General features: G+C 40.8%; 33 protein-coding genes, 1 pseudogene and 1 other annotated feature. Of the genes and pseudogenes, 19 read left to right on the top strand and 15 right to left on the bottom strand.

The features are described 5' to 3' along the window. Positions 1 to 32: 32 nt before the first annotated feature. The 6 genes from pyrH (at position 33) to ACVBD2_RS03995 (ending at position 4145) form a co-directional block, all read left to right on the top strand. Positions 33 to 770 (top strand): UMP kinase, encoded by a 738-nt coding sequence (gene pyrH, locus ACVBD2_RS03970; protein WP_000002996.1) that lies wholly within the window; start codon positions 33 to 35, stop codon positions 768 to 770. A gap of 7 nt (positions 771 to 777) precedes the next feature. Then, a complete protein-coding gene (frr, locus tag ACVBD2_RS03975) occupies positions 778 to 1335 on the top strand; it encodes a ribosome recycling factor (RefSeq protein WP_001262235.1) in 558 nt (185 codons plus the stop codon). A gap of 59 nt (positions 1336 to 1394) precedes the next feature. Then, positions 1395 to 2249, top strand: a complete 855-nt coding sequence (cvfB, locus tag ACVBD2_RS03980) for an RNA-binding virulence regulatory protein CvfB (protein WP_009730017.1) — start codon at positions 1395 to 1397, stop codon at positions 2247 to 2249. A gap of 11 nt (positions 2250 to 2260) precedes the next feature. Further along, positions 2261 to 2866, top strand: coding sequence for a GrpB family protein (locus ACVBD2_RS03985; RefSeq protein WP_009013489.1), 606 nt, complete (start codon positions 2261 to 2263; stop codon positions 2864 to 2866). Beyond that, positions 2863 to 3078 (top strand): YozE family protein, encoded by a 216-nt coding sequence (locus tag ACVBD2_RS03990; RefSeq protein ID WP_038805074.1) that lies wholly within the window; start codon positions 2863 to 2865, stop codon positions 3076 to 3078. Before ACVBD2_RS03985 ends, ACVBD2_RS03990 begins: the two co-directional genes overlap by 4 nt. Positions 3079 to 3158: 80 nt before the next feature. Then, positions 3159 to 4145 carry a PhoH family protein gene (locus ACVBD2_RS03995; RefSeq protein ID WP_461686175.1) on the top strand — a complete coding sequence of 329 codons (987 nt, stop codon included), beginning with the start codon at positions 3159 to 3161 and terminating at the stop codon, positions 4143 to 4145. 62 nt (positions 4146 to 4207) lie between these two features. Here ACVBD2_RS03995 and ald read toward each other — a convergent pair whose 3' ends face one another. Further along, the gene (gene ald, locus ACVBD2_RS04000; protein WP_461686176.1) at positions 4208 to 5320 is read right to left on the bottom strand and encodes an alanine dehydrogenase; all 1113 of its coding nucleotides are present in this window, start codon (positions 5318 to 5320) and stop codon (positions 4208 to 4210) included. Positions 5321 to 5496: 176 nt separating this feature from the next. Here ald and ACVBD2_RS04005 point away from each other — a divergent pair, with 176 nt between their 5' ends. The 12 genes and pseudogenes from ACVBD2_RS04005 to ACVBD2_RS04060 all read left to right on the top strand — a co-directional run bounded on the left by ACVBD2_RS04005 (position 5497) and on the right by ACVBD2_RS04060 (position 16265). After that, the gene (locus tag ACVBD2_RS04005; protein ID WP_461686177.1) at positions 5497 to 6066 is read left to right on the top strand and encodes a GNAT family N-acetyltransferase; all 570 of its coding nucleotides are present in this window, start codon (positions 5497 to 5499) and stop codon (positions 6064 to 6066) included. A gap of 66 nt (positions 6067 to 6132) precedes the next feature. Beyond that, the gene (locus tag ACVBD2_RS04010) at positions 6133 to 6783 is read left to right on the top strand and encodes a helix-hairpin-helix domain-containing protein (RefSeq protein WP_461686178.1); all 651 of its coding nucleotides are present in this window, start codon (positions 6133 to 6135) and stop codon (positions 6781 to 6783) included. Then, on the top strand, positions 6767 to 9007 hold the full coding sequence (locus ACVBD2_RS04015; protein WP_461686179.1) for a DNA internalization-related competence protein ComEC/Rec2: 2241 nt from the start codon (positions 6767 to 6769) through the stop codon (positions 9005 to 9007). Before ACVBD2_RS04010 ends, ACVBD2_RS04015 begins: the two co-directional genes overlap by 17 nt. A gap of 72 nt (positions 9008 to 9079) precedes the next feature. After that, positions 9080 to 9211, top strand: a sequence feature (ribosomal protein L20 leader region). Positions 9212 to 9226: 15 nt separating this feature from the next. After that, positions 9227 to 9757 carry a translation initiation factor IF-3 gene (infC, locus tag ACVBD2_RS04020; RefSeq protein ID WP_461686180.1) on the top strand — a complete coding sequence of 177 codons (531 nt, stop codon included), beginning with the start codon at positions 9227 to 9229 and terminating at the stop codon, positions 9755 to 9757. A 32-nt stretch (positions 9758 to 9789) separates the two neighbouring features. After that, on the top strand, positions 9790 to 9990 hold the full coding sequence (gene rpmI / locus ACVBD2_RS04025) for a 50S ribosomal protein L35 (protein ID WP_001125942.1): 201 nt from the start codon (positions 9790 to 9792) through the stop codon (positions 9988 to 9990). A 51-nt stretch (positions 9991 to 10041) separates the two neighbouring features. Then, positions 10042 to 10401 carry a 50S ribosomal protein L20 gene (gene rplT, locus ACVBD2_RS04030; RefSeq protein ID WP_000124834.1) on the top strand — a complete coding sequence of 120 codons (360 nt, stop codon included), beginning with the start codon at positions 10042 to 10044 and terminating at the stop codon, positions 10399 to 10401. A gap of 58 nt (positions 10402 to 10459) precedes the next feature. Next, positions 10460 to 10840, top strand: coding sequence for a lactoylglutathione lyase (gloA, locus tag ACVBD2_RS04035; RefSeq protein ID WP_000157143.1), 381 nt, complete (start codon positions 10460 to 10462; stop codon positions 10838 to 10840). Positions 10841 to 11087: 247 nt separating this feature from the next. Next, on the top strand, positions 11088 to 11888 hold the full coding sequence (locus ACVBD2_RS04040) for a dihydroorotate dehydrogenase electron transfer subunit (protein ID WP_001070073.1): 801 nt from the start codon (positions 11088 to 11090) through the stop codon (positions 11886 to 11888). Continuing rightward, complete coding sequence (locus tag ACVBD2_RS04045) at positions 11851 to 12837, top strand: dihydroorotate dehydrogenase (protein WP_461686181.1); 987 nt, start codon at positions 11851 to 11853, stop codon at positions 12835 to 12837. The genes ACVBD2_RS04040 and ACVBD2_RS04045 overlap by 38 nt, the downstream gene beginning before the upstream one ends. A gap of 131 nt (positions 12838 to 12968) precedes the next feature. Then, positions 12969 to 14978 carry a glucosaminidase domain-containing protein gene (locus ACVBD2_RS04050; protein WP_461686182.1) on the top strand — a complete coding sequence of 670 codons (2010 nt, stop codon included), beginning with the start codon at positions 12969 to 12971 and terminating at the stop codon, positions 14976 to 14978. A 113-nt stretch (positions 14979 to 15091) separates the two neighbouring features. Further along, positions 15092 to 15244: pseudogene (locus ACVBD2_RS04055) on the top strand (DUF6287 domain-containing protein); the annotation flags it as partial. Positions 15245 to 15338: 94 nt separating this feature from the next. Further along, positions 15339 to 16265, top strand: coding sequence for an aldo/keto reductase (locus tag ACVBD2_RS04060; protein WP_461686183.1), 927 nt, complete (start codon positions 15339 to 15341; stop codon positions 16263 to 16265). Positions 16266 to 16842: 577 nt separating this feature from the next. On the opposite strand, the gene ACVBD2_RS04065 is transcribed toward ACVBD2_RS04060, so the two are convergent. The 14 genes from ACVBD2_RS04065 to ACVBD2_RS04130 form a co-directional block, all read right to left on the bottom strand. Beyond that, on the bottom strand, positions 16843 to 17052 hold the full coding sequence (locus ACVBD2_RS04065; protein ID WP_268710291.1) for a BOW99_gp33 family protein: 210 nt from the start codon (positions 17050 to 17052) through the stop codon (positions 16843 to 16845). 116 nt (positions 17053 to 17168) lie between these two features. Next, the gene (locus tag ACVBD2_RS04070; RefSeq protein WP_261050117.1) at positions 17169 to 17621 is read right to left on the bottom strand and encodes a type II toxin-antitoxin system HicB family antitoxin; all 453 of its coding nucleotides are present in this window, start codon (positions 17619 to 17621) and stop codon (positions 17169 to 17171) included. A 42-nt stretch (positions 17622 to 17663) separates the two neighbouring features. Continuing rightward, positions 17664 to 17843, bottom strand: a complete 180-nt coding sequence (locus ACVBD2_RS04075; protein WP_001132280.1) for a type II toxin-antitoxin system HicA family toxin — start codon at positions 17841 to 17843, stop codon at positions 17664 to 17666. A 221-nt stretch (positions 17844 to 18064) separates the two neighbouring features. After that, the gene (locus ACVBD2_RS04080) at positions 18065 to 18484 is read right to left on the bottom strand and encodes a DUF1492 domain-containing protein (RefSeq protein WP_268710292.1); all 420 of its coding nucleotides are present in this window, start codon (positions 18482 to 18484) and stop codon (positions 18065 to 18067) included. A gap of 630 nt (positions 18485 to 19114) precedes the next feature. Beyond that, complete coding sequence (locus ACVBD2_RS04085; protein WP_268710338.1) at positions 19115 to 19624, bottom strand: hypothetical protein; 510 nt, start codon at positions 19622 to 19624, stop codon at positions 19115 to 19117. Between the two features lie 98 nt (positions 19625 to 19722). Then, on the bottom strand, positions 19723 to 20181 hold the full coding sequence (locus tag ACVBD2_RS04090; protein WP_268710293.1) for a hypothetical protein: 459 nt from the start codon (positions 20179 to 20181) through the stop codon (positions 19723 to 19725). Between the two features lie 21 nt (positions 20182 to 20202). Continuing rightward, positions 20203 to 21027, bottom strand: a complete 825-nt coding sequence (locus ACVBD2_RS04095) for an ATP-binding protein (RefSeq protein ID WP_268710294.1) — start codon at positions 21025 to 21027, stop codon at positions 20203 to 20205. A gap of 15 nt (positions 21028 to 21042) precedes the next feature. Then, positions 21043 to 21840: a DnaD domain protein gene (locus ACVBD2_RS04100; protein WP_268710295.1), complete on the bottom strand. Its 798-nt coding sequence runs from the start codon at positions 21838 to 21840 to the stop codon at positions 21043 to 21045. A 10-nt stretch (positions 21841 to 21850) separates the two neighbouring features. Then, positions 21851 to 22129 (bottom strand): MerR family transcriptional regulator, encoded by a 279-nt coding sequence (locus ACVBD2_RS04105; RefSeq protein ID WP_268710296.1) that lies wholly within the window; start codon positions 22127 to 22129, stop codon positions 21851 to 21853. Further along, a complete protein-coding gene (locus tag ACVBD2_RS04110; RefSeq protein WP_268710297.1) occupies positions 22104 to 22463 on the bottom strand; it encodes a DNA-binding protein in 360 nt (119 codons plus the stop codon). The genes ACVBD2_RS04105 and ACVBD2_RS04110 overlap by 26 nt, the downstream gene beginning before the upstream one ends. Then, a complete protein-coding gene (locus ACVBD2_RS04115) occupies positions 22460 to 22675 on the bottom strand; it encodes a hypothetical protein (RefSeq protein WP_268710298.1) in 216 nt (71 codons plus the stop codon). Before ACVBD2_RS04115 ends, ACVBD2_RS04110 begins: the two co-directional genes overlap by 4 nt. After that, positions 22672 to 23124, bottom strand: a complete 453-nt coding sequence (locus tag ACVBD2_RS04120) for a hypothetical protein (protein WP_268710299.1) — start codon at positions 23122 to 23124, stop codon at positions 22672 to 22674. The genes ACVBD2_RS04115 and ACVBD2_RS04120 overlap by 4 nt, the downstream gene beginning before the upstream one ends. Before the next feature lie 318 nt (positions 23125 to 23442). Next, complete coding sequence (locus ACVBD2_RS04125) at positions 23443 to 24069, bottom strand: Rha family transcriptional regulator (RefSeq protein ID WP_268710300.1); 627 nt, start codon at positions 24067 to 24069, stop codon at positions 23443 to 23445. 10 nt (positions 24070 to 24079) lie between these two features. Continuing rightward, positions 24080 to 24277, bottom strand: a complete 198-nt coding sequence (locus ACVBD2_RS04130; protein ID WP_138100456.1) for a helix-turn-helix domain-containing protein — start codon at positions 24275 to 24277, stop codon at positions 24080 to 24082. A 164-nt stretch (positions 24278 to 24441) separates the two neighbouring features. Here ACVBD2_RS04130 and ACVBD2_RS04135 point away from each other — a divergent pair, with 164 nt between their 5' ends. Further along, positions 24442 to 25029, top strand: coding sequence for a helix-turn-helix domain-containing protein (locus ACVBD2_RS04135; protein WP_268710301.1), 588 nt, complete (start codon positions 24442 to 24444; stop codon positions 25027 to 25029). The last annotated feature ends 216 nt before the right edge of the window (positions 25030 to 25245 follow it).

Consider the following 25245-nt stretch of genomic DNA (forward strand, 5'->3'; position numbering starts at 1 on the left):
AAAATAGGTAGGATAAAAAAAGGAGAGTAAAAATGGCGAACCCCAAGTATAAACGTATTTTAATCAAGTTATCAGGTGAAGCCCTTGCCGGTGAACGTGGCGTAGGGATTGATATCCAAACAGTTCAAACAATCGCAAAAGAGATTCAAGAAGTTCATAGCTTAGGTATCGAAATTGCCCTTGTTATTGGTGGAGGAAATCTCTGGCGCGGAGAACCTGCTGCAGAAGCAGGAATGGACCGCGTTCAGGCTGATTACACTGGAATGCTTGGGACCGTGATGAATGCTCTTGTGATGGCAGATTCATTGCAACAAGTTGGTGTCGATACGCGTGTGCAAACTGCCATTGCGATGCAACAAGTGGCAGAACCTTATGTACGTGGACGTGCCCTTCGCCACCTTGAAAAGGGTCGTATCGTTATCTTTGGTGCTGGTATTGGTTCACCTTACTTCTCAACAGATACAACAGCAGCCCTTCGTGCAGCTGAAATCGAAGCGGATGCCATCCTTATGGCTAAAAATGGCGTAGACGGTGTTTACAATGCCGATCCTAAGAAAGACAAAACTGCCGTTAAGTTTGAAGAATTGACCCACCGTGATGTTATCAATAAAGGTCTTCGTATCATGGACTCAACTGCTTCAACCCTCTCTATGGACAACGACATTGACTTGGTTGTCTTCAATATGAACCAACCAGGCAACATCAAACGTGTCGTATTTGGTGAAAATATCGGAACAACAGTTTCAAACAATATCGAAGAAAAGGAATAAGAAAATTATGGCTAATGCAATTGTAGAAAAAGCTAAAGAGAGAATGACCCAGTCTCACCAATCACTTGCTCGTGAATTTGGTGGTATCCGTGCCGGTCGTGCCAACGCAAGCTTGCTAGACCGTATCCACGTAGAATACTACGGAGTCGAAACTCCTCTTAACCAAATCGCTTCAATTACCATTCCAGAAGCGCGTGTCTTGTTGGTAACACCATTTGACAAGTCTTCATTGAAAGACATCGAACGTGCCTTGAACGCTTCTGACCTTGGTATCACACCAGCTAATGACGGTTCTGTGATCCGCTTGGTTATCCCTGCTCTTACAGAAGAGACTCGTCGTGACCTTGCCAAAGAAGTGAAGAAGGTCGGTGAGAATGCTAAAGTGGCTGTCCGCAATATCCGTCGCGACGCTATGGACGAAGCTAAAAAGCAAGAAAAAGCAAAAGAAATTACTGAAGACGAATTGAAGACTCTTGAAAAAGATATTCAAAAAGTAACAGACGACGCTGTGAAACACATCGACGACATGACTGCCAATAAAGAAAAAGAAATCTTGGAAGTCTAAAAATAAACAGAAAAACTCAGTTGGCATTGCTGGCTGAGTTTTATTCGAAAGAAGGAAATATGAATACAAATCTTGCAAGTTTTATCGTTGGACTCATCATCGATGAAAATGACCGTTTTTACTTTGTGCAAAAGGATGGTCAGACCTATGCTCTTGCTAAGGAAGAAGGTCAACATACAGTAGGGGATACGGTCAAAGGTTTTGCCTACACGGATATGAAGCAAAAACTCCGCTTGACCACTCAAGAAGTTACTGCGACTCAGGACCAATTTGGTTGGGGAACCGTAACAGAAGTTCGAAAGGACTTGGGTGTCTTTGTCGATACCGGTCTACCTGATAAGGAAATCGTTGTGTCACTTGATATCCTCCCTGAGCTCAAGGAACTCTGGCCTAAGAAGGGGGATAAACTCTACATCCGTCTTGAAGTGGACAAGAAAGACCGAATCTGGGGACTCTTGGCTTATCAAGAAGACTTCCAACGTCTGGCTCGTCCTGCCTACAACAACATGCAGAACCAAAACTGGCCAGCCATTGTTTACCGCCTCAAGCTATCAGGAACTTTTGTATACCTACCAGAGAATAACATGCTTGGTTTCATTCACCCAAGTGAGCGCTACGCAGAGCCACGTTTGGGGCAAGTGTTAGATGCGCGTGTCATTGGTTTCCGTGAAGTGGACCGTACCTTGAACCTATCCCTCAAACCACGTTCCTTTGAAATGTTGGAAAATGATGCTCAGATGATTTTGACCTACTTGGAAAGCAATGGCGGTTTCATGACCTTAAATGATAAGTCATCTCCTGAGGACATCAAGGCAACCTTTGGCATTTCTAAAGGTCAGTTCAAGAAAGCACTCGGTGGCTTGATGAAGGCTGGCAAAATCAAGCAAGACCAGTTTGGTACAGAGTTGATTTAGGTCTTATAGACATGATAAAGAAACTTGAAGAAATGAGTTTAGAGGAACTCTGGCAACTTTTTCCTATTTTTCTAGTAGAGCACAAGTCAGAGTGGAAAGACTGGTATGAATCGGAAAAAGCAAATCTGAAAAAAATATTGGGTGCAAATGTTATTAAAAGAATAGAACATATCGGTAGCACTGCTATCCCTAATATTTGGGCCAAAAATATCGTTGATATTCTGCTAGAAGTAGGTAAAATAGCGGATTTAGCAAGAGTTAGGGATTTATTGGTGAAGAATGGTTGGCTAGTGATGTCAGAGAGTCCTAACAGGATTTCGCTAAATAAAGGATATACAGATCAGGGATTTGCTGAGAAAGTTTTTCATTTACATTTGCGAATGACGGGAGATCATGACGAGATTTATTTTAGAGATTATCTCTGCCAGCATCCTGATATCGCCCAAGCGTATCAGGAATTAAAACTAAGTTTGTGGAAAAAATTTGAACACAATCGAGACGCCTATACAGATGCTAAAACAGATTTTATAAACCACTACGTTTCAGAGGCTAAGTCCAGTAATTTTCAAGAATCAGAAAAGTGTCATCAAAAAACTCTTGATAGGAGAAAGAATTGAGAAAATCATTTTACACTTGGCTCATGACCGAGCGCAATCCTAAAAGTAATAGCCCCAAAGCCACCTTGGCAGACCTCGCTTTTGAAGAGTCAGCCTTCCCAAAACACACGGATGATTTTGATGAGGTGAGTCGCTTTTTGGAGGAGCATGCCAGCTTCTCTTTTAACCTAGGAGACTTTGACGCCATCTGGCAAGAATACTTAGAACATTAGAGACAATGAGATGAGGCTAGTATTTTATTGTTCTCTTTGCTATAATAAAAAGAAATAAAAGGATTAGAGAGGTTCTTTATTTGAAGGAACATTCAATAGACATTCAACTGAGTCATCCAGATGACCTGTTTCATCTTTTTGGTTCCAATGAGCGCCATCTTCGTTTGATGGAAGAAGAGCTCGATGTGGTGATTCATGCCCGTACGGAGATTGTCCAGGTTTTGGGAGAAGAGACTGCCTGTGAGGAAGCTCGTCAGGTTATCCAAGCCTTGATGGTTTTGGTTAATCGAGGAATGACGGTTGGCACACCAGATGTGGTGACTGCGATTAGCATGGTCAAAAACGATGAAATCGACAAGTTTGTCGCCCTTTATGAAGAAGAAATCATCAAGGACAATACTGGGAAACCGATCCGTGTCAAAACCTTGGGTCAAAAGCTTTATGTAGACAGTGTCAAACAGCATGATGTGACCTTTGGAATTGGGCCAGCAGGGACAGGGAAGACCTTTCTTGCAGTGACCTTGGCAGTAACTGCCCTTAAACGCGGGCAAGTAAAGCGGATTATCCTGACTCGACCAGCAGTGGAAGCGGGAGAGAGTCTAGGATTTCTTCCGGGAGATCTCAAGGAGAAGGTCGATCCTTACCTTCGACCTGTTTATGATGCCCTGTATCAGATTCTTGGCAAAGACCAAACGACTCGTCTCATGGAACGTGAGATTATTGAAATCGCGCCCCTTGCCTACATGCGTGGGAGGACCTTGGACGATGCCTTTGTCATTCTAGATGAGGCGCAAAATACGACCATCATGCAGATGAAGATGTTCCTGACGCGTTTAGGTTTTAATTCGAAGATGATTGTCAATGGAGATATCAGTCAGATTGACCTGCCGCGAAATGTCAAGTCCGGTTTGATTGATGCCCAAGAAAAGCTCAAGAACATTCACCAAATTGACTTTGTTCATTTTTCAGCCAAGGATGTGGTTCGCCATCCAGTTGTCGCTCAAATTATCCGAGCCTATGAACCAGCTCCAGTTAAGGTTGAAGAAAAGGGACAAGAAACAGAATAGCAAAAAAGAGCAGTTGAGATGAGACTGCTCTTTCTTGTATTTATGTTAACTAGTTAATGTCTTTAGACAAGTTCATCAATCGAAGTGTAATCCTTATCTAGCCCCTGGGCAACCGGAAGACTAGTCAAGTAACCTTGATAAGTTGTAACTCCTTCGCGCAAACCTTGGTCTTCAGTGATTGCCTTCTTAAAACCTTTTCCTGCTAAGGCTTCGATGTAAGGAAGGGTGACATTGGTCAGGGCAATGGTCGAAGTACGGGCAACCGCACCAGGGATATTGGCAACGGCATAGTGGAGAACACCATGTTTTTCATAGACGGGTTCATCATGCGTGGTCACACGGTCAGCTGTTTCGATAACACCACCTTGGTCAACAGCAACGTCAACGATGACAGATCCTGGACGCATTTGTTTGACCATCTCATCTGTCACCAGTTTTGGTGCCTTGGCACCAGGGATGAGAACCGCTCCAATCACCACATCAGCATCTTTCACACTTGCTTCGATGTTGAATGAATTAGACATAAGAGTTTGAATTTGGTTTCCAAAGACTTCTTCTAGAACCGAGAGACGTTTAGCACTGATATCTAAAATAGTCACTTGAGCACCGAGTCCCAAGGCGATGCGGGCAGCATGTGTACCAACGACACCGCCACCGATGATGGTTACTTTTCCTTTTGGAACACCCGGTACACCACCAAGTAGGACACCAGAGCCGCCAGCTTGTTTGGTAAGGAAGTGAGCACCGATTTGAACTGCCATACGACCGGCAACCTCACTCATTGGAACGAGGAGTGGTAGGTGACCTAGGGAGTCACGGACAGTCTCATAGGCAATTCCTGTTGTTTTTGCTGCTAGCATGGCATCTGCTAACTCTGGAGCAGCAGCCATGTGCAAGTAAGTGAAGAGGAGAAGATCATCTCGCAAATAGCCATATTCAGAAGCTAGTGGTTCTTTTACTTTCACGACTAACTCAGCTGCCCAAGCTTCAGCAGCAGTAGCGACAATCTCAGCACCTTGCTTTTGATAGTCAGCATCAGTAAAGCCTGAACCAAGACCAGCATTTGTTTCGATGAGGACGCGGTGACCACGGCTAACTAAGCTATAAACACCAGCAGGTGTGAGGGCAACACGGTTTTCATTGTTCTTAATTTCTTTTGGAATTCCGATTAACATAGAGATAACCTACCTTTCAATTGACGGTATTGTTTTAGTTGTCACATTCCAGTTCATAAATGAAAAATGTGATGGTTTTATTGTATATGAAACCGCTTCAAAAATCAAGAAAAACTTGTCATCCAAATTTATTTATGCTAGACTAGTGAGAATCGAGCTCTAATGGAGGAAAAAGTATGGAATCAATATTTGTGAAATTTGCCCAGTATCCATCTATAGAAACGGAACGTTTATTGCTCCGACCTGTAACCTTAGATGATGCGAAAGCTATGTTTGAGTATGCCTCAGATAGAGAAAATACACGCTACACTTTTCCAACAAATCAAAGCCTAGAAGAAACCAAGAACAACATCGCTCTGTTTTACTTGGCTAATCCCTTGGGACGGTGGGGAATCGAACTAAAAAGCACTGGTCAGTTTATCGGAACCATTGATTTGCACAAGATCGATACTGTTCTTAAGAAGGCAGCCATTGGCTACATTATCAATAAAAAATATTGGAATCAAGGATTGACGACAGAAGCCAATCGTGCCGTGATTGAGCTGGCTTTTGAGAAGATTGGAATGAACAAGTTGACTGCCCTTCACGATAAAGACAATCCCGCATCAGGAAAGGTCATGGAGAAATCAGGTATGCGTTTTTCACATGAAGAACCCTATGCCAGAATGGATAATAAAGAACTAGGGAGAATTGTCACAAGAGTTCATTATGTCTTGACCAAGGAAGAGTATTTTGCCAATAAATAAGCAGTTGAAAAGAAATTTTTGACTGTTTTTTCTTTCTCTTACGAATAACTTAAGAGAGGAGAAAATATGGAAGTCATTATCGAGAAAATCAAAGAGTATAAAATCATTGCCATCTGTGCTGTTTTAGGTTTGGCCTTGGGCGGATTTTTCCTACTAAAGCCAACTTCACAAACACCTGTGAAAGAAACAAATTTGCAGGCTGAAGTTGCGGCCGTTTCAAAGGATTCATCGTCTGAAAAGGAAGTCAAGAAGGAAGAAAAGGAAGAGTCTCCTGAACAAGATCTAATCACAGTAGATGTCAAAGGTGCTGTCAAATCGCCAGGGATTTATGACTTGCCTCTTGGCAGTCGAGTTCACGATGCCGTTCAGAAGGCAGGTGGCTTGACAGAGGAGGCAGATAGCAAGTCGCTCAATCTAGCTCAGAAAGTCAGTGACGAGGCTCTGGTCTATGTTCCAACTAAGGGAGAAGAAGCAGTTAGTCAGCAGGCTGCCTCTGGAACGACTCCTTCGACAAGTAAAGAAAAGAGGGTCAACCTCAATAAAGCCAGTTTAGAAGAACTCAAGCAGGTCAAAGGTTTGGGAGGAAAACGAGCTCAGGATATTATCGATCATCGTGAGGCAAATGGCAAATTCAAGTCAGTAGATGAGCTCAATAAGGTTTCTGGAATTGGCGCAAAGACCATAGAAAAGTTAAAAGACTATGTTACAGTGGATTAAAAACTTCCCTATTCCTCTAATCTATCTGAGCTTTCTGTTGCTCTGGCTTTACTATGCCATTTTCGCATCGTCCTATCTCGCACTGCTAGGTTTTGTTTTTTTGCTTGTCTGTCTCTTTTTCCAATTTCCTTGGAAATCGGCTGGAAAAGTTCTAGCGATTTGTGGAGTTTTTGGATTTTGGTTTCTGTTTCAAACTTGGCAACAGACACAAGCTAGTCAAAATTTAGTCGGTTATGTTGAAAAGGTGAAGATCTTGCCTGATACCATCAAGGTCAATGGTGATAGTCTGTCCTTTCGGGGTAAGGCTGACGGCCGTACCTTCCAAGTTTACTATAAACTCCAGTCCGAGGAGGAGAAAGAGCAATTTCAAGCCTTGACAGACCTTCATGACTTGGAATTAGAAGGGAAGCTTTCAGAGCCAGAAGGTCAGAGGAATTTTGGTGGATTTAACTACCAAGCCTATCTAAAGACCCAGGGGATTTACCAGACACTGACTATCAAGAGTATCCAGTCACTTAAAAAAGTTAGCAGTTGGGATATAGGAGAAAATCTGTCCAGTTTACGTCGAAAGGCTGTAGTTTGGATCAAGATGTACTTTCCAGACCCTATGAGCAATTATATGACGGGGCTCTTGCTGGGATATTTGGACACGGACTTTGAGGAGATGAATGAACTCTATTCCAGTCTAGGAATTATCCATCTCTTTGCCTTATCAGGCATGCAGGTGGGCTTCTTTATGGATGCCTTTAAGAAACTCCTCTTGCGATTGGGCTTGACCCAAGAAAAGTTGAAGTGGCTGACCTATCCCTTTTCCCTTATCTATGCAGGCCTGACAGGATTTTCAGCTTCGGTCATTCGCAGTCTCTTACAAAAGTTACTGGCTCAACATGGTGTTAAGGGCTTGGACAATTTTGCCTTAACAGTCCTTGTCCTCTTTATCATCATGCCCAACTTTTTCCTAACTGCAGGAGGGGTCTTATCCTGCGCTTATGCTTTTATCTTGACCATGACCAGCAAAGAAGGGGAGGGACTCAAGGCTGTTGCCAGAGAAAGTCTAGTCATTTCCTTGGGAATATTGCCCACTCTATCCTTCTATTTTGCAGAATTTCAGCCTTGGTCTATCCTTTTGACCTTTGTCTTTTCTTTTCTGTTTGACTTGGTATTCTTACCGCTTTTGTCCATCTTATTCATTCTGTCTTTTGTTTACCCAGTCACTCAGTTTAACTTTGTCTTTGAGTGGTTGGAGGACATTATTCGCTTGGTATCGCAGCTGGCAAGCAGGCCTCTGGTCTTTGGTCAACCCAATGCATGGCTTTTGATTCTTCTCTTAGTTTCATTAGCCTTGGTATATGACATGAGAAAAAACATCAAAAGACTAGCAGGGTTCAGTCTCTTTATTGTGGGGCTCTTTTTCTTGACCAAGTATCCACTGGAAAATGAAATTACCATGCTGGATGTAGGGCAAGGGGAAAGTATTTTCCTACGGGATGTAACAGGTAAAACCATTCTCATAGACGTGGGAGGCAAGGCAGGGTCTGATAAGAAAATCGAAAAATGGCAAGAAAAGGCGACGACCAGCAATGCCCAGCGAACCTTGATTCCCTATCTAAAAAGTCGTGGGGTAGCCAAGATTGACCAGTTGATTTTGACCAACACAGACAAGGAACATGTTGGCGATTTGCTGGAGGTGACCAAGGCTTTCCATGTTGTGGAGATTTTAGTATCAAAAGGAAGTTTGACACAGAAGGATTTTGTGGCAGAATTAGAAGCAAGCCAAACCGAGGTGCGCAGTGTGGCAGCAGGGGAGAATTTACCGATTTTTGGCGGTTCTTTAGAAGTCCTATCTCCAAGGAAGATTGGAGATGGGGATCGTGATGATTCTCTGGTTCTTTATGGGAAACTCCTAGATAAGAACTTTCTTTTCACCGGAAATTTGAAAGAGAAGGGAGAGAAGGATTTTCTAAAGCAATATCCTGATTTAGAGGTGGATGTCTTGAAAGTCGGTCAACATGGTTCTAAAACCTCATCAAATCCAGCTTTTCTAGAAAAACTCAACCCAGAGATTTCTCTCATCTCAGTTGGAAAGAACAATCGTACGAAACTCCCCCATCAGGAAACCTTGACTCGACTAGAGACCATCAAGAGTAAGATTTACCGAACTGACCAGCAAGGAGCTATACGGTTTAAGGGATGGAATAGTTGGCGAATTGAAACGGTTCGATAAAATAGACAAACTTTTCGAAAAATTGACTTTTTATCTTGACAAGGAATAGAAAACTTGGTATCATATAAAAGTTGAGAAAAGCAGAAGTGAGAGCTTCTCGCCTTGTGACATCAAGTTGCCTGGCCCTACGGATGAAAAGTTTCTAAGAAACGCTATCATAACGTGCGGGCTTGTATCATTACGAGCCCGCTCTTGTTTTTCTCTAATAATAAAAAAGAGGTGAAAACCATAGCAAAGCAAGACTTATTCATCAATGATGAAATTCGTGTACGTGAAGTTCGCTTGATCGGTCTTGAGGGAGAACAGCTAGGCATCAAGCCACTCAGCGAAGCGCAAGCATTGGCTGATGGTGCAAATGTTGACTTAGTATTGATTCAACCCCAAGCAAAACCGCCTGTTGCTAAAATTATGGACTACGGTAAGTTCAAATTTGAGTACCAGAAGAAACAAAAAGAGCAACGCAAAAAACAAAGCGTTGTGACCGTGAAAGAAGTTCGTTTGAGCCCAGTTATCGATAAGGGTGATTTCGAAACGAAACTTCGCAATGCTCGCAAATTCCTTGAAAAAGGGAACAAAGTTAAGGTATCCATTCGCTTTAAAGGGCGTATGATCACCCATAAAGAAATTGGTGCAAAAGTTTTAGCCGAGTTTGCTGAAGCAACACAAGATATTGCGATCATCGAACAACGAGCTAAGATGGATGGACGCCAAATGTTCATGCAGTTGGCGCCAGCAACTGACAAAAAATAATTGTCAGAAAGTTAAATAAAGGAGAAAAAATCATGCCAAAACAAAAAACACACCGCGCATCAGCTAAACGTTTCAAACGTACAGGTTCTGGTGGACTTAAACGTTTCCGTGCTTACACTTCTCACCGTTTCCACGGAAAAACTAAGAAACAACGTCGTCATCTTCGTAAAGCATCTATGGTGCATTCAGGAGATTTCAAACGTATCAAAGCAATGCTTACTCGCTTGAAATAATAGCCTAACAGTAAGTAAACAATTCTAGGAAATATTTGGAGGAAATAAAACATGGCACGTGTTAAAGGTGGCGTTGTATCACGCAAACGTCGTAAACGTATTCTTAAACTAGCAAAAGGTTACTATGGAGCTAAACACATCTTGTTCCGTACTGCAAAAGAACAAGTAATGAACTCTTACTACTATGCATACCGTGACCGTCGTCAAAAGAAACGTGACTTCCGTAAATTGTGGATCACTCGTATCAATGCGGCAGCTCGTATGAACGGACTTTCATACTCACAATTGATGCATGGTTTGAAATTGGCTGAAATCGAAGTTAACCGTAAAATGCTTGCTGACTTGGCTGTTAACGATGCAGCAGCTTTCACAGCTCTTGCAGATGCAGCTAAAGCAAAACTTGGTAAATAATAATTGATAAGACTGGAACAGGATTGTCCCAGTCTTTTTAGAAATAAAGGAGAAAGCTATGGCTTCAAAAATGCTACACACTTGCTTGCGAGTAGAAAACCTTGAAAAATCAATCGCCTTTTATCAAGACGCTTTTGGTTTTAAAGAATTGCGTCGCAAGGACTTCCCAGATTATGCTTTCACAATTGTCTATCTAGGACTTGAGGGTGATGACTACGAGTTAGAGTTGACCTATAACTATGATCACGGCCCTTACGTGGTAGGAGATGGTTTTGCCCATATCGCTCTCAGCACACCTGACCTTGAGGCACTTCATCAAGAACATAGCGCTAAAGGCTATGAGGTTACAGAGCCAAAAGGTCTACCAGGAACCCCACCAAACTATTACTTTGTCAAGGATCCTGACGGCTACAAGGTCGAAGTCATTCGTGAAAAATAATCCAGTGAAGTCAAGTAGAATGTTCGTTTTTTACTTGACTTTTTTTCATCTAAAGAGTATACTAATACAAATTTAACCTTTAAGGGGAGTCCAGAGAGACTCACAAGGTGTCAGATAAAAGGAATAGAGGGACTCTCTGTGGGGACTTTTTAAGTGTGCGCATGAGTTCTGTTCTATCCTAACTGAGGCCTTGCAATTGCAAGGTCTTTTCTTTATCTGGTCCCCTTAAATTTAAGGAGGAAAAGTCATGAATCCCACATGTAAGAAGCGTTTGGGTGCCATTCGTTTGGAAACCATGAAGGTGGTCGCACAAGAGGAAATTGCGCCAGCAATCTTTGAGTTAGTCCTAGAAGGGGAGATGGTTGAAGCCATGCGAGCCGGCCAATTTCTTCATCTGCGTGTACCTGATGATGCCCATCTCTTACGCCGCCCTATTTCAATTTCGTCTATTGACAAAGCAAACAAGCAGTGTCACCTCATTTATCGGATTGAGGGAGCTGGGACTGCTATTTTCTCAACCTTAAGTCAGGGAGACACTCTTGATGTGATGGGTCCTCAGGGGAATGGTTTTGACTTGTCTGATCTGGACGACCAGAGCCAAGTTCTCCTCGTTGGTGGGGGAATTGGTGTTCCACCCTTGCTTGAGGTAGCCAAGGAATTGCATGCGCGAGGGGTGAAAGTAGTAACAGTTCTCGGTTTTGCTAACAAGGATGCTGTTATTCTCGAAAAGGAATTGGCCCAATATGGTCGGGTCTTTGTAACGACAGATGATGGTTCTTATGGTATCAAGGGAAATGTCGCAGTCGTCATCAATGAATTAGAAAATCAGTTTGACGCCGTCTACTCATGTGGAGCTCCAGGAATGATGAAGTACATCAATCAAAGATTTTATGAGCACCCAAGAGCCTATCTATCTCTTGAATCTCGTATGGCTTGTGGGATGGGGGCCTGCTATGCCTGTGTTCTAAAAGTGCCAGAAAGTGAGACGGTCAGCCAACGCGTCTGTGAAGATGGCCCTGTTTTCCGTACAGGAACAGTTGTATTATAAGGAGAAAGTCATGACTACAAATCGTTTACAAGTCTCTCTACCGGGCTTGGACTTGAAAAATCCTATCATACCAGCATCAGGCTGTTTTGGTTTTGGACAAGAGTATGCCAAGTACTATGATTTAGACCTTTTAGGTTCTATTATGATCAAGGCAACAACCCTTGAACCCCGTTTTGGTAATCTAACTCCCAGGGTGGCAGAGACGCCTGCTGGTATGCTCAATGCAATCGGTTTGCAAAATCCTGGTTTAGAAGCTGTTTTGGCTGAAAAACTTCCTTGGCTGGAAAGAGAATACCCGACACTTCCTATCATCGCAAATGTTGCAGGATTTTCAAAACAAGAGTACGCTGCCGTTTCTCAGGGAATTTCCAAGGCGGCAAATGTAAAAGCTATCGAGCTCAATATCTCTTGTCCGAATGTGGATCACGGCAATCATGGACTTTTGATTGGGCAAGATCCTGATCTAGCTTATGAAGTGGTAAAAGCGGCTGTGGAAGCCTCTGATGTGCCAGTTTATGTTAAGTTAACCCCTAGCGTGACGGATATTGTCACCGTCGCCAAAGTCGCAGAAGATGCAGGAGCAAGTGGCTTAACCATGATCAATACCCTTGTCGGTATGCGATTTGACCTCAAAACCAGAAAACCAATCCTAGCCAATGGAACGGGTGGGATGTCAGGCCCAGCAGTCTTTCCAGTAGCCCTCAAACTCATCCGCCAAGTCGCCCAAACAACAGAACTTCCCATCATAGGGATGGGGGGAGTGGATTCGGCTGAAGCTGCGCTAGAAATGTATCTGGCTGGTGCCTCTGCCATCGGAGTTGGAACAGCCAACTTTACCAATCCTTACGCCTGTCCTGATATTATCGAACATCTACCAAAAGTAATGGACAAATATGGCATTAGCAGTCTAGAAAATCTTCGCAAGGAAGTCAAAGTCAGTCTGAGATAAGTTAGGTCTTCCTTATCGTCAACAAGAAATAGAATCTTCATCAATTTGTAATATTTCCGTTAGTCAGCTATGTTACAATAGGTTTTATAAAATAGTAATAGTGTAGATCGTTTTCTACTGAGGAGAATAAAATGAAGAAGATACTACTTGCAAGTACTGTCGTTCTTTCTATGGCAGGATTTGCAAAGACAACTGTATACGCTGAAGAATCTCAGGTTACGAAAAAAACTCAGACCTCAGATGTAGTCGAGAAAAAAGAGGAGGCTGCTCCCAAGAAAGAAGTTCCTAAAGTCGAGGCGAAGAAAGAGCCAGCTGTAAAAGAGGAAAATCCTTCCAAAAAGGAAAAAAAGGAGGAAGTTATCAAGGAAGGTTGGCAGAAAGAACAAGGAAAATGGCGTTTTTATGAAAATAACCAGCCTGTCGTAAACTGGAAAAAAATTAGTGGTACTTGGTATTACTTTGATAAAAATGGCATTATGCTCAGTAATACTATAATTGATGGTTACCTTATCCAAGGTAATGGCGCAATGGCAGAAAACGCTTGGGTGAAAATATCTGACAAGTGGTACTATGCCACAGCTTCAGGCAAGATTTCTCGCAATAAGTGGGAAAAGATTGAAGGCAGCTGGTACTATTTTGATAAAAATGGAATCATGCTTAGTCGCACCATCTATAATGACTATCTCTTCCAAGGTAGTGGTGCCATGGCAGAAAATGATTGGGTGAAAATATCTGACAAGTGGTACTATGCAACAGCTTCAGGCAAGATTTCTCGCAATAAATGGGAAAAGATTGAGGGCGTCTGGTATTACTTTGATAAGGATGGTGTCATGCTTAGTCGCGCCATCTATAATGACTATCTCTTCCAAGGTAGTGGTGCCATGGCAGAAAATGATTGGGTGAAAATATCTGATAAGTGGTACTATGCCACAGCTTCAGGAAAAATTTCTCGCAACAAATGGGAGAAAATCAAAGAAACATGGTACTATTTTAATAGCGATGGTGTGATGGCAAGTAGCCAGTGGAAAAGTGACTATTATCTGAAAGATAGTGGCGCTATGGCGGAAAAAGAGTGGATTTTTGATAAATCCTACAATAGCTGGTTTTACTTGAAGTCAGGTGGGACCTACGCTTCACGTGAATGGATTGGTTCATACTACCTTAAATCAGGTGGCTATATGGCCAAAAATGAATGGATTTTTGACAAAGATTACGATGCTTGGTACTATCTAAAAGATGATGGTCGATATGTAACGGGTACTTTTACGATCAAAGGTAAAGAGTATTCCTTCCAGAATAATGGGAAGTGGATCTCAGAGGCAAAATATTACAAAGTGAAACCAATTACTGCTTATGTTTATAGCGCTTCTGGTGAAAGATTGAGTTATGTATCCAAAGGAACTATCGTCTCACTTGGAGATGTCCAATCTAAAAAAGATAGTCAAATACCAGTCAATATTTCTGGTTTATCAGGCTTCATGAATAAAAGTGATTTAGCAGCTATTGATAAAGATAGTGAATTTGTCCCTCATTATACAAGTGATGGCAAGTATTTTTACCATGAGTTATCACCTTATGTAAGTCTCCGTGTTGCGCCACATAGCTCAGCTATGACTATTGGTAAGAAATATTATTCAACTGATGGAATTCATTTTGATGGCTTTACCATTGAAAATCCTTTCCTCTTTAGAAATTTGACTAAACCAAGTAATTACAGCGCAGCCGAATTGGATAAAGTTTATTCTTTGATGAATATTATGGATAGTCGTCTCGCTGGTAAGGGTGCTATTTTTAAGGAAGCTGAGGAACGATATGGTGTGAATGCTCTTTACTTAATGGCTCATAGTGCACTTGAGAGTGCTTGGGGACGGAGCCAGATTGCCAAGGATAAGAATAACTTCTTTGGAATTGCAGCTTATGATTCGAGCCCATATACCTCGGCCAAAAAATTTGATGATGTGGACAAGGGGATTCTCGGTGCAGCTAAGTGGATTCGTGAAAATTACATTGACTATGGCAGAGACCACCTTGGAAACAAAGCAACTGGTATGAATGTACGCTATGCTTCTGACCCATACTGGGGAGAGAAAATTGCCAGTATCATGATGACTATTAATAGCAAACTTGGTGGGAAAGACTAATCAAAAGAAATCAGCGGTAACTACTGAAAAGTGGCTATCGTTTTTTTAACTATTATGCTTTACAAACTAGTGTGGAAGTGCTATGCTATGTTAGTTTACAAAGTAGTCATAGGAGTGCTGCTATTGGATTGTTTAAAATAGGTTTTAAAAATCCAATGGGTGATCAATCAGATAGCTCACGGCCACGCTTAATTATTACTCAATCAGCTGGAAATTATGATGAAGATTTTTATTACTATAAAGTAGAGTCAAGTGATATCCCGTAGAATAATAGGAGAATCACAATCAAAAAGCCGTTTAAAGCGGTTTTTTTTGTTATAATGAAGGGAAGAACGGTAGAAATTAAAGGAGAAAAATTTGATGAGATACATAACTTTTGGTCAAGATGACAAAGAATTATCAGAAATTGTTCTCGGAATGATGAGAATAAAAGATAAGTCTGTAAAAGAAGTTGAAGAGCTTGTAGAAACAGCTCTTTCTGTTGGAATCAATGCCTTCGACTTAGCTGATATATATGGTCGTGGTCGTTGTGAAGAACTGTTAGGTCTTGTCCTAAAAAATCGTCCAGATTTAAGAGAAGAGATGTGGATTCAGTCAAAATGTGGAATTCGCATTGAAGAATTTACCTATTTTGATTTTTCTAAGGACTATATCATAAAATCAGTAGACGGTATTTTGCAAAGATTGAAGATTGAACATCTAGATAGCTTGCTTCTTCATCGACCAGATGCTTTGATGGAAGCTGACCAAGTAGCAGAAGCCTTTAATCTCCTTTATAAACAAGGTAAAGTTCGAGATTTTGGAGTTTCTAATCAAAATCCTATGATGATGGAGTTGCTTAAAAAAAATGTCAAGCAGCCGTTAGCTGTTAATCAGCTACAATTGAGTGCGGCTTTTACTCCAGGATTCGAATCAGGTTTTCATGTTAATATGGAAGATAGTCAAGCAACTATGCGAGATGGCAGCATTTTTGAATATTGCAAATTACACGATGTGGTCATTCAAGCATGGTCTGTCTTACAATTCGGGTATTTTAAAGGGAATTTTGTTGGAAATGAGAAATTTCAAGCTTTGAATCAAGTACTTGATCGTTTAGCTTTTAATTATGGAGTAACTCCTTCAACTATTGCAATTTCTTGGATATTGCGTTATCCAGCTAAAATGCAGGCAGTCGTAGGTACAACAAATCCTAAGCATTTGAGAGAAGTTAGCCAAGCGGCAAACTTTAGCTTAACAAGAAAAGAATGGTATGAAATTTATCTTGCTGCAGGGAATGATTTGCCGTAGGTAGAAGCAGATTTGAATAAATTACAGTCAAAAAGCAGTGTCAAGCGGTTTTTTGTTATAATTAAATTAAGAATGTAACATTAAAGGAGAAAGTCATGACATTTGAAGAAATCCTGAAAAGCGTCTAGGAATGGCTTCAAATAGGAGTTTATAGGCTTTATTTTTGTGGACTTTTTGAAAAAACATAGTCACAAATGACCTTTAATATTCTCCCAAAGTCCACAAAAAGGGGAGTAAAAAAAGACCTAAAATAGGTCAATAATTTACGAGTTCAGCAGGCAAGAACTAGCGTAGTCATCAGCTACGCTTTTTTAGTTGTTTTTGCTTATCTGATAGGTTTATTATACCAAAAAAAGGGAGTGTGTGACATCTCGGTCTAACTCTCCCTAATCGGCTAGACTGTGCAAGTCTCCAGCTGTGAATATATTATACCATGCTTATCACGCGCATTGGTTGTTTTATCTATCGAAAAGGTGAGATAGATAAAAGCGCGTGGTTATCAATTTTGTTGACCTTAACAAGTCATTTTTAAGCGAACATCACGCGCAAAACTATTATATTTTACTATTTCTTTGTGCTATAGCTCTTCCTTTTCTATTTCCTCTCTGCTTATTCTAGCTAAAAGATTATAATAAGGGTGTCCTGCTGGAATAACAGGGGGATTTTTAGTAAATTCTTCTTGTGTTAAGGTTGTTTCTTTGTCTAATATTGTTCCGTCTGCTAGTTTGGTACCTTTAGGGACAATATGGGATATTGTTGGGTTCCATTTTTCTTTAACTTTTGTCATGTTAAATACTCCTTTATGGTAAAAACAGAACCGTCCCACCTCCTACCGCAGAACGAACTGTTTCAAGGGGAGATGGAAAAGCTCTGTTTATAAGTCAATTATATCATAGTTAATTATTAAGCATGGATTTTTTTATCAGCAATAGCGTCTGTTAGGGTCTGTGAGAAGTTCAACCCTAGGTCACGCCCTAATGTATCCGCCCAACGTGGAATGGTTAGGGTTTTTTTAACAGGCTCTTGACTGCCTAGATATTCTGCAACGTCAACCATAACCATAGAGATAAAAGATTTACTAGGATCATAGACTAGATCTATGTCCTCATCATCCTGGAAAGGGTTGTTAGAAGCCAAAGATAAAGCGTTAATAGGAGTAGGGGTAGGAATTTCTCGCCCATTCTCGATATAATCAGCTAGGTTAATACCGAGCCAATCGCTGGCCATTGCCATAGCGTCTGCCATATCCTCCCCTTGAGTTGCTGAATGTTCAAAATCTGGGAAAGTTACAAAGTAAGGGGCGTTAGCTCCGTCTGTATCGTCATAATAAAATAAAGCTGGATAAGTGACAAGCATAGTTTACCTCCAAAATCAAAGACAAGCGGGGGACTGCCTTTATTACAGTCCTGCTTGCTTTCTTATCCCTCTTTCAGTGTACTTATTAAGTTCACCATGAGGGACTGTGATAGGTCTTTCCCCTTCCTTCTCCATTTTAACATGGGAGCCTTTACCGCCTTTGGTTTTTATCCAACCATGAGCCGTAAGGAGTTTGACCATCTCTTTTTGTGTCATAGGCATAGCGCTTTTACCTCCTGACAGTATTATTATAACACGTATTACACGTATTGTAAAGAGGTTTTACTCATTATTCTGTCGCGTTACAAAAGCCCCTAGAATCGTTTCTAAGGGCTTCTAGTTGTCCGTTGTGTTTTAGTCATCTGCCCCAAAACAAAGCGAAATAGGGGCAAATATGAAGTCTAGGGCTCCCTATACGCACTAGTTCCTGTAGTAAGGTTAAATCAATCTGCATTTACTACACCCACTAAGTGTTCTATGGCTTTTTGCCTTACTCGATATACCGAGGCTGTAGATACACCTATTTCGTCAGCAACCTGCCAATCATCGAGAACATTCAAGTAGAACAGCCTGAGAACAGAACGCTCAAGCGGATTGGCCAGCTTATCGATCAACCTAGATATTTCCATTCTCTCCTCAGTAAGTCGCTCAATTCTCTGTAAAGTGTCCTCTTTTAGTTTTAGAACGCTTATAAGGTTATTCTCTGCCGTATTTACCCTGCTTGTTTGTACTCTGGTAGTGCTCAGTTCTTGCTTTTTGATAATACCACTTTCTAAAGCTGCAAGCTCTAAATATAAGCCCTCTATTTCTTTATTGATCCACTTAACGCCCTCTAGTTTTTCTTTTACCTGCTCTGGTGTCATGCCTTGGCCTCCTGTGTGATATAATAATATTATTGAGATTATAGCTGAGGCGGAGTGCCTTGGCTTTTTTGCATTTTCTCTATGTTCGCTCTAGCTTCAAGTTCGTAGGTAAGGGATAGCTTCCGTATCTCCTTATGGTTTGATAGGCAATTAAGGGACGTTTTTATTTCCCTTATTCCCTTGTTATTCTGCAAGCAATTAAGGCAAGTTATTTCTTTGCTTATCTGCCTACCATTCTGCAATGATAGGGGGATATACCCCACTTTCTCAGGCTTCGCTCTAGCTTCAAGCTATGTAATCTTCTCTGTTCGTTCTCTGTTCAAGAGCTATTTTCTCGGCGTTCGCTCGGAGTTTAAGTACATGTACCCTTGTATTTTAAGCATATCTTTTTTGCCACAATCTCACCTTTTCTAACCCTCGGAAAACCTCGTCATCTTACCAAAACCTAAGTATTTCCTGTTTCCTTTTCCTAAACGAATAATTTTTTTATCAAAACACGCGCTCCCTTTATCGCACTCTTTTTTGGAACGCTCTACTTACTTAAATCCTTGATATATCTAGCTTTTTTTGACATTTAAACCGTCTAATATGTAGTATTTGTTTGTTTTGTAAATTGCACCCTACTAAAAATTACCTTAGAGAACTCAATCCATTCAACCAAAAGCTATCCCCTTTTCTGGTGTAGTTAACAAACTTTTGATAATGCTTGTAATATCGTTTCCGTTTCATATACTTTGGTCTTTCAGGAAAACTGTCAAACATATATCCGCCACGTTTGGGACTCCAACCTGGTTCTACCTTTCTAGCTTCCCTAAGCGCAAGCTCCCAATAGTATTGGCAATCTGTCTTACTTCGGTTCAGTGTTGACTTGTGTATTTTCTGGCATGATCCACAACTATATAGCAAAAGTCTCTTATAGAGTTTTCTGCATCGATTACCACAAACAGGACAGAGAAAGAAGTAGCGATTTCCTCCCTTAGTTCCTGGTATTCTTGCTAAATCAAAATGATCACGTTCAAAGGTGATATACAGATTATCTAGGTCTATTTCTAGTTTTCTACCCTCCAACTCAGCTATACCGTGACTGATATTCTTGCTTTTCATTGGCTTTATAAATGTCTCTATGGTTATTGATTTTATAACTTCCATTCGTTCAAAAATCTCCCTATATAGAAAAACCCAAATTGATTGGGTTTAGTAGCAATGAAACCACAAAAAGAGGCAATGCCCCTTTGCTGCTATTCTTCACTGAGTAAGCCGCTTACTACCACATTACGGATAAACTGAGCTTGTTTTTCTTTGGGCAGTTGCAGGGCTTCAAGTAAAGACTCCAGAGCTTGCTTGTCTGTGCTTGCAATCAACTTTTTAATGATATTCTGGAACTGCCCTTCTAGGTACTCGCAAAAATGGATCCGCTGTGCTTGTGTTGGCTGCACTGGTACTGGTGAACTATCTGCAATCAGCAAGAAGCAGGCTTCCGCGATTTGGGCGAATAACTTTGCACGCGCTTCAGGGTGTCTGTATAACTCATAGGCGTTTATGCTGGTGTCTTCTGCCCGGAGCTTCTCACCTAGTTCAATCAATTCAGGCGTATCTTCAAGACACACTGGTGTTACATCCGCCATAAAATCGTCACGCTTACGGTTGAGTTCCTCCAGTTCCTGATCTGCCTGTTCAAAGTATGCTGGTTCTGTCATGGGATTCCTCCTTTTCTCTGGCTAAAAATTGCGTTTCATTCTCTTGTCTTTGATGTCTGTCATGTTATATGCATTCCCCTCTGATCGTTTTCCAATTCGACTGACTAGCTTATCATTATAGATTCTAGCTAGCTCTTTGCCGTTGTGGTTGGTGTTGATGATAGTTGTTTCTCGCTTATCAAAAACCTTGAAAAGAAAGGTCTGTACCCAGTTATTAGCCTCATCTTTTCGGCTATTCATAACACTTTCTGTACCTAAATCGTCAATAAAGAGATAATCAACCTCTGTCAGTAGCTTCAAGGCATCATACTCTGTAAAATCACTCTGCCTATACTGCCAGCCTGACTGAATGCGCGTGACGATTTCAGCAATGCTGACAAAGAGGACGCTCTTAGGCTCATTCTTAGCCTTATATCCCTCGTTGATGGCTTTGGCCATTGAATAGCATAAATGACTTTTGCCAGTGCCTGGCTTTCCCATAATCAGCGTGTTTCCTGTCATACCGTTTAGGTACTGCTTAGCTTGCTTGATAGCAAACTCCTTGGCCGCGTGTTCCTCTTTTGTCTCGGCTTTGAAAGTGCTAAAAGAAGCCTCTCTCAGCTCACTTGACACCGTACTTTCACGCGCTAGCACATCATAGGTTGAAGAGTCCAGATCATGCCCTAGGGCTTTTTCTACGCCCTCTAGCTCCGTCTGTTTAATGTTCTCCCTAGTACATTCCATGCAGTAGGGTGATATATAACCATCTGGCTTTTTGAATTGTACCAGGTTAATCTGATGAGTTGGGCAAAGCTCATCAGTGACCTTTATTTTTTCGTTTAGCTGGTCTGTATTCAGTAATTCCATTGTTTCTCCTCTCCGTCAGTAGATAAAGGGGTCTTGAATATCATCGTCAGACTGACCTTGTTTCTTTTGCTGAAACTGTCTCTGTTCAGATTCGACTTGTGTCATGGTTTTAATGCCATTCTGTCGCCAGTTCTTCAGTATTGAATTGATATAGCTAAAAGATCGCTTGCTGTTATCTGCTGCCTTGTCTATGGCAGTCTTGACAACCTCTAGCTCCATACCGTCAAGAGTGAGATAGTCGGTCAATATCTGATGCTGTTGTCCATCTATAATCCCTATACGCTTTTGGTAATAGTTAGAGATTTCAGCAGTAGGAGCAGAAGAAGTTTTTTTCTCTATCTCTTCTTCTAACTCTTTCTCTTTCTCTATCTCTATCTCTGTCTTACACGTAGTTGACAATGTAAGATTATCGGATGACATTGTAAGGCTTTCTTTGTTTTCTCGTTGCTGTTTCCGATATTCTCGCATGTATGCTGCTTGGTTGGTTTCCTGCTGTACCAGGGCTTTAGCCTGGGGTAGTTCTGCGTTTTTATCTTCGTCAATCTGTATTAAACCGCATTTTGTAAAGTATGCCATGGTCATATCTATATCATCTTCTGATACATCTAATTTTAGGGCTAACTCCTCCTTAAGATTATCAAAGTAGCCCTCATAGTATAAAATACAGTCACTCTCTAAGCTCTCTAGCATGAGCCTAATATAAATAACTGTCATGGTGTATCCACCCGGTACTGTCTTTAGTCTCTTGATAAAAATATTATCAAAAAATTTCTTATCAATTTTTAGCCAAAAATATATTTTTGTTCTTGCCACGTTTTACTCCTTATGATTCTTTATCAGCTCCTAGAAATATTAGAATATCATCGATTCTATAAAAGACTTTGCGTGTATCCTCGATAGGAGGGGCGAACCTTTTGAGCCCTGCACGTTCCCAACGTTTTAAGGTATTGTAGTCTATCTCTAACTCTTCCTTGAGTTGTTTAGGTGTCATTAGCCCTGTTATACGTTGTTTAGGCTTTAAATAGTCTTTTAGAAAGTTTTCTACCAGTTTTAAGATGCCACGTTTTAGACTGTTTTCACTTTCTTTGCTTAAACTGAACATGTTCATCAGCTCCCTTCAGCAGTTGCTTGTAACTCTCTAAATCGGCATTTAAAAGGACGGTTAGGCGTTTCTGTTCTTCCTGTACCTGATTATAGAATGCCTTTGCTCCGTCCAGTAACTCCTCTTTGTTAGCTGGTATAAAGTAGCCTCTGAAAGCCCCATGACGTACCCCAACGATAGGAACACCGTAGCGCGTGATCAGACGGCTGATAATATCCTGGACGGTTCTTTCTGCTAGTTTGGTGATTAGGCTGATTTCTGCCCCTGTTATGGAGTTCTCAGCCCCTACCTTGATTAGTCTTAATACTCGCTTGTCATTCATTGTTAGACTCATTCAATTCCTCCCCATACGTCTACCCCTGCAAGCTGGATATATCGCCCATAATCAGGGTTTAAATCCTCGCTAGGTGTTTCTATCGCCTGTCTGCTTTCTCTCTCCATTTGAGCGCTTTTTTGGCGGTCTCGATGGTTTAAATAAAGCAGCAAGCCAATCAGTACCACGGAAAAGATGAGCGCCTGTGTATTGGTTAAATCTAGTTCATTCATTTCATCGCCTCCTCAAACTGCTCTATAAGATGATCTTTACTTCCTTTCCGATTAGCATTTTTAGAGTTAAAAAGAATATCTTTTAAGGTTACAGTAGCCTCTAAATACTCCTTTTCAGCATGTTCTATATACGCCTGCTGCTCTGCTTCGTTGTCAAAAAAGTGCTTGGCTTGGCGTTTAAAGAAGGCTTGTCGCATAGCGTCCATTTCAAAAATACCAGGACTGAAAAACATTCTAGTAGTGCTTTTAGAGACTGCCTCGATTTTATGACTTTCATTCAATTCAGGAAGTTCAATCCAAAGTAGACGAGATAAATCTTCTTTGATAGATTTTACCTGTCCTGATAAGAGTCCTATTCTTAAAAAATCATTGTTTTCGTCTGCTTGGTGTAATTCCATACTAATTCTATCCAAGTTTTTAGCGATAATATCGTATGTTGTTTCTGTCATAGTGTTTACCTCTGTTTCTTTATCTATGTAATTGCCTTGATGGGCTTGTCATGTTTCGACAGCTTTTTAATGTCTTTCTTGCCTTTTGCTATACCGATTGCCCACGCCCAGAGTCGCCAAAGTTTGAGAGCGTGAGAAAGTACCAGTTTTAAGAGTTGGCGCTCTCCGTATGGTCAAATTGCCCTAAATATGCTATAATCTAGGTATAAATCTTACTAAAACCTTTTTAATAATAGCTTGCCTGCTTTGTTAAATTCGTTTTAGTGTTAGTGTGAAAGGCTCTGCGGTGTGGTTATTGCTAAGCCTTTTTTGTTGCTCTCACGCGCTTTCTTGGCGTGTTTTTTTATTTCTGAATGCCATAGCCTTGATTTCCTGATAACTCATATTCAAGCCGATCATGGCTATTACCATGTCCTCAAATGCTTGGTATTGCTCCAGTTCGTCACTGGTCAAGCTATCAATGCCATTATAGCCCCCACGTTCTTCCCTTAGCTGCTTAGCGTTCCTGTCAGTTACTGCTTTTAGTAGCAGGTTGTTCATGGTGCTATGCGCGTGCTTTGGGGCTTGTTCCCAGTTCTCTATACTGTCATGCAAGGTTTTTCTTTTTGGCTTTTCTAGCGCCCTCTGCATACGAAACTTAGAAAGTTCCTCACGCATTTCAAAGAATGCTTTGACTAGGTTGGTTTTGAAGTTGGCCACTTGCTCAGTATTCTTTAAGAATGTAACTAACAAGGTCGCTTGTTGTTCATTCAAAATATAGTCCTTTGCACTCTGGCCACTGTCCATAGCTTGGATTTTAAATCCAACCTTTCCGAACTGTTCAAACCTTGCTTGATGCTTGCGGATCGTCTTAGTTATTGTGTGATGTTGCAATCCCGTGCATTCTGCAACGATACTGCTTAGTGTGTACGGCTCTTTCTTGCCGTCTATGTAAACAATGTTCATGCTGTACCCCCTAATCTTCGACTGTAAGTAGTTCGTCAATGGTTACGCCTAGATACTCGGCTACCTTTTGCAAGGTTTCAATATCTGGGCGCTTTGTGCGTTCATAATACAGTGAAATAAGTGTACTTTTTGAGATACCTGTCGCTAAATGAACGTCAGCAACTTTTTTGCGTTGCTTTGCCAATAAGACACGGAAATTATTTTCCATAGCTTTAAACTCCTTTTTGTTTATTTTTAGAAAAATAATAGCGTTAACGCTAAAATTATACTCTTTATTTTACACTATTTTTTTATCGTGTCAAGTAAAAAAATAAAATATCTTGAAAAAAAGAAGTGTATAAGCTAAAATGTATTTAAAGGAGCGTGATTTTAATGCTTAGAAATAATTTAGCAAAACTAATGATTGATAGAGGAGTAACGGCTACCCAATTATTTAATGATACAGGGATAGCTCGTTCAACTATTTCAAAAATTTCAAATAATAATACTGATAAAATTAGCTTACAAACAATAGATAAAATTTGTAACTATCTAGAAGTTTCTCCTAGTGAATTCTTTGATTTTTGGGCTTATGATGTAAAAATTCAATGTGGCTTTGATAATTTTGATACATTATCCGAGGTCAAAGAACATTGGAAATTTGTTCCTGAATTTGAAGAACCATGCTATCTTTTACTAGAGTTTAGAAGAGGGAGAGATAGGAAATACCTTCTTGAATATAAATTTCTTTATTTGTATAGTAAAGACCCTGATAAGCTATTCAATCCAAGTCAATTGGATAAAGTTAGACTAAATGGCTCTATGTCTCAAGTTGCTATTTTTGATGATATGCCTGTGCAATTTAAAAATGAATTGATAGATAATATAAAACAACAACTTTCTGAAACGTTTGAAGTCTGGGATATTTCACCAACAATTAAGTACATAGATATGTTTATTTTCAACCCCGAAGCTGAATAGGGTGCCTCACGCGCCACAATGTTCAACAATCCGAAGCGCGTGATTTCTCAAGCTTCGCTCGAGCTTCAAGCCTATATAAGCCCTATATCCGCCTTGTTTCCTACTCTGGTATTATTTATCGTCTGACTCTTTAAAATTGAATACAGGGCAAACTATGAAGCCCTAGCATGATTTAAACCACAATCTAAAACCTTTTTAATAATAGCTTGCCTGCTG

The sequence above is a fragment of the Streptococcus sp. KHUD_018 genome, assembly GCF_054861215.1.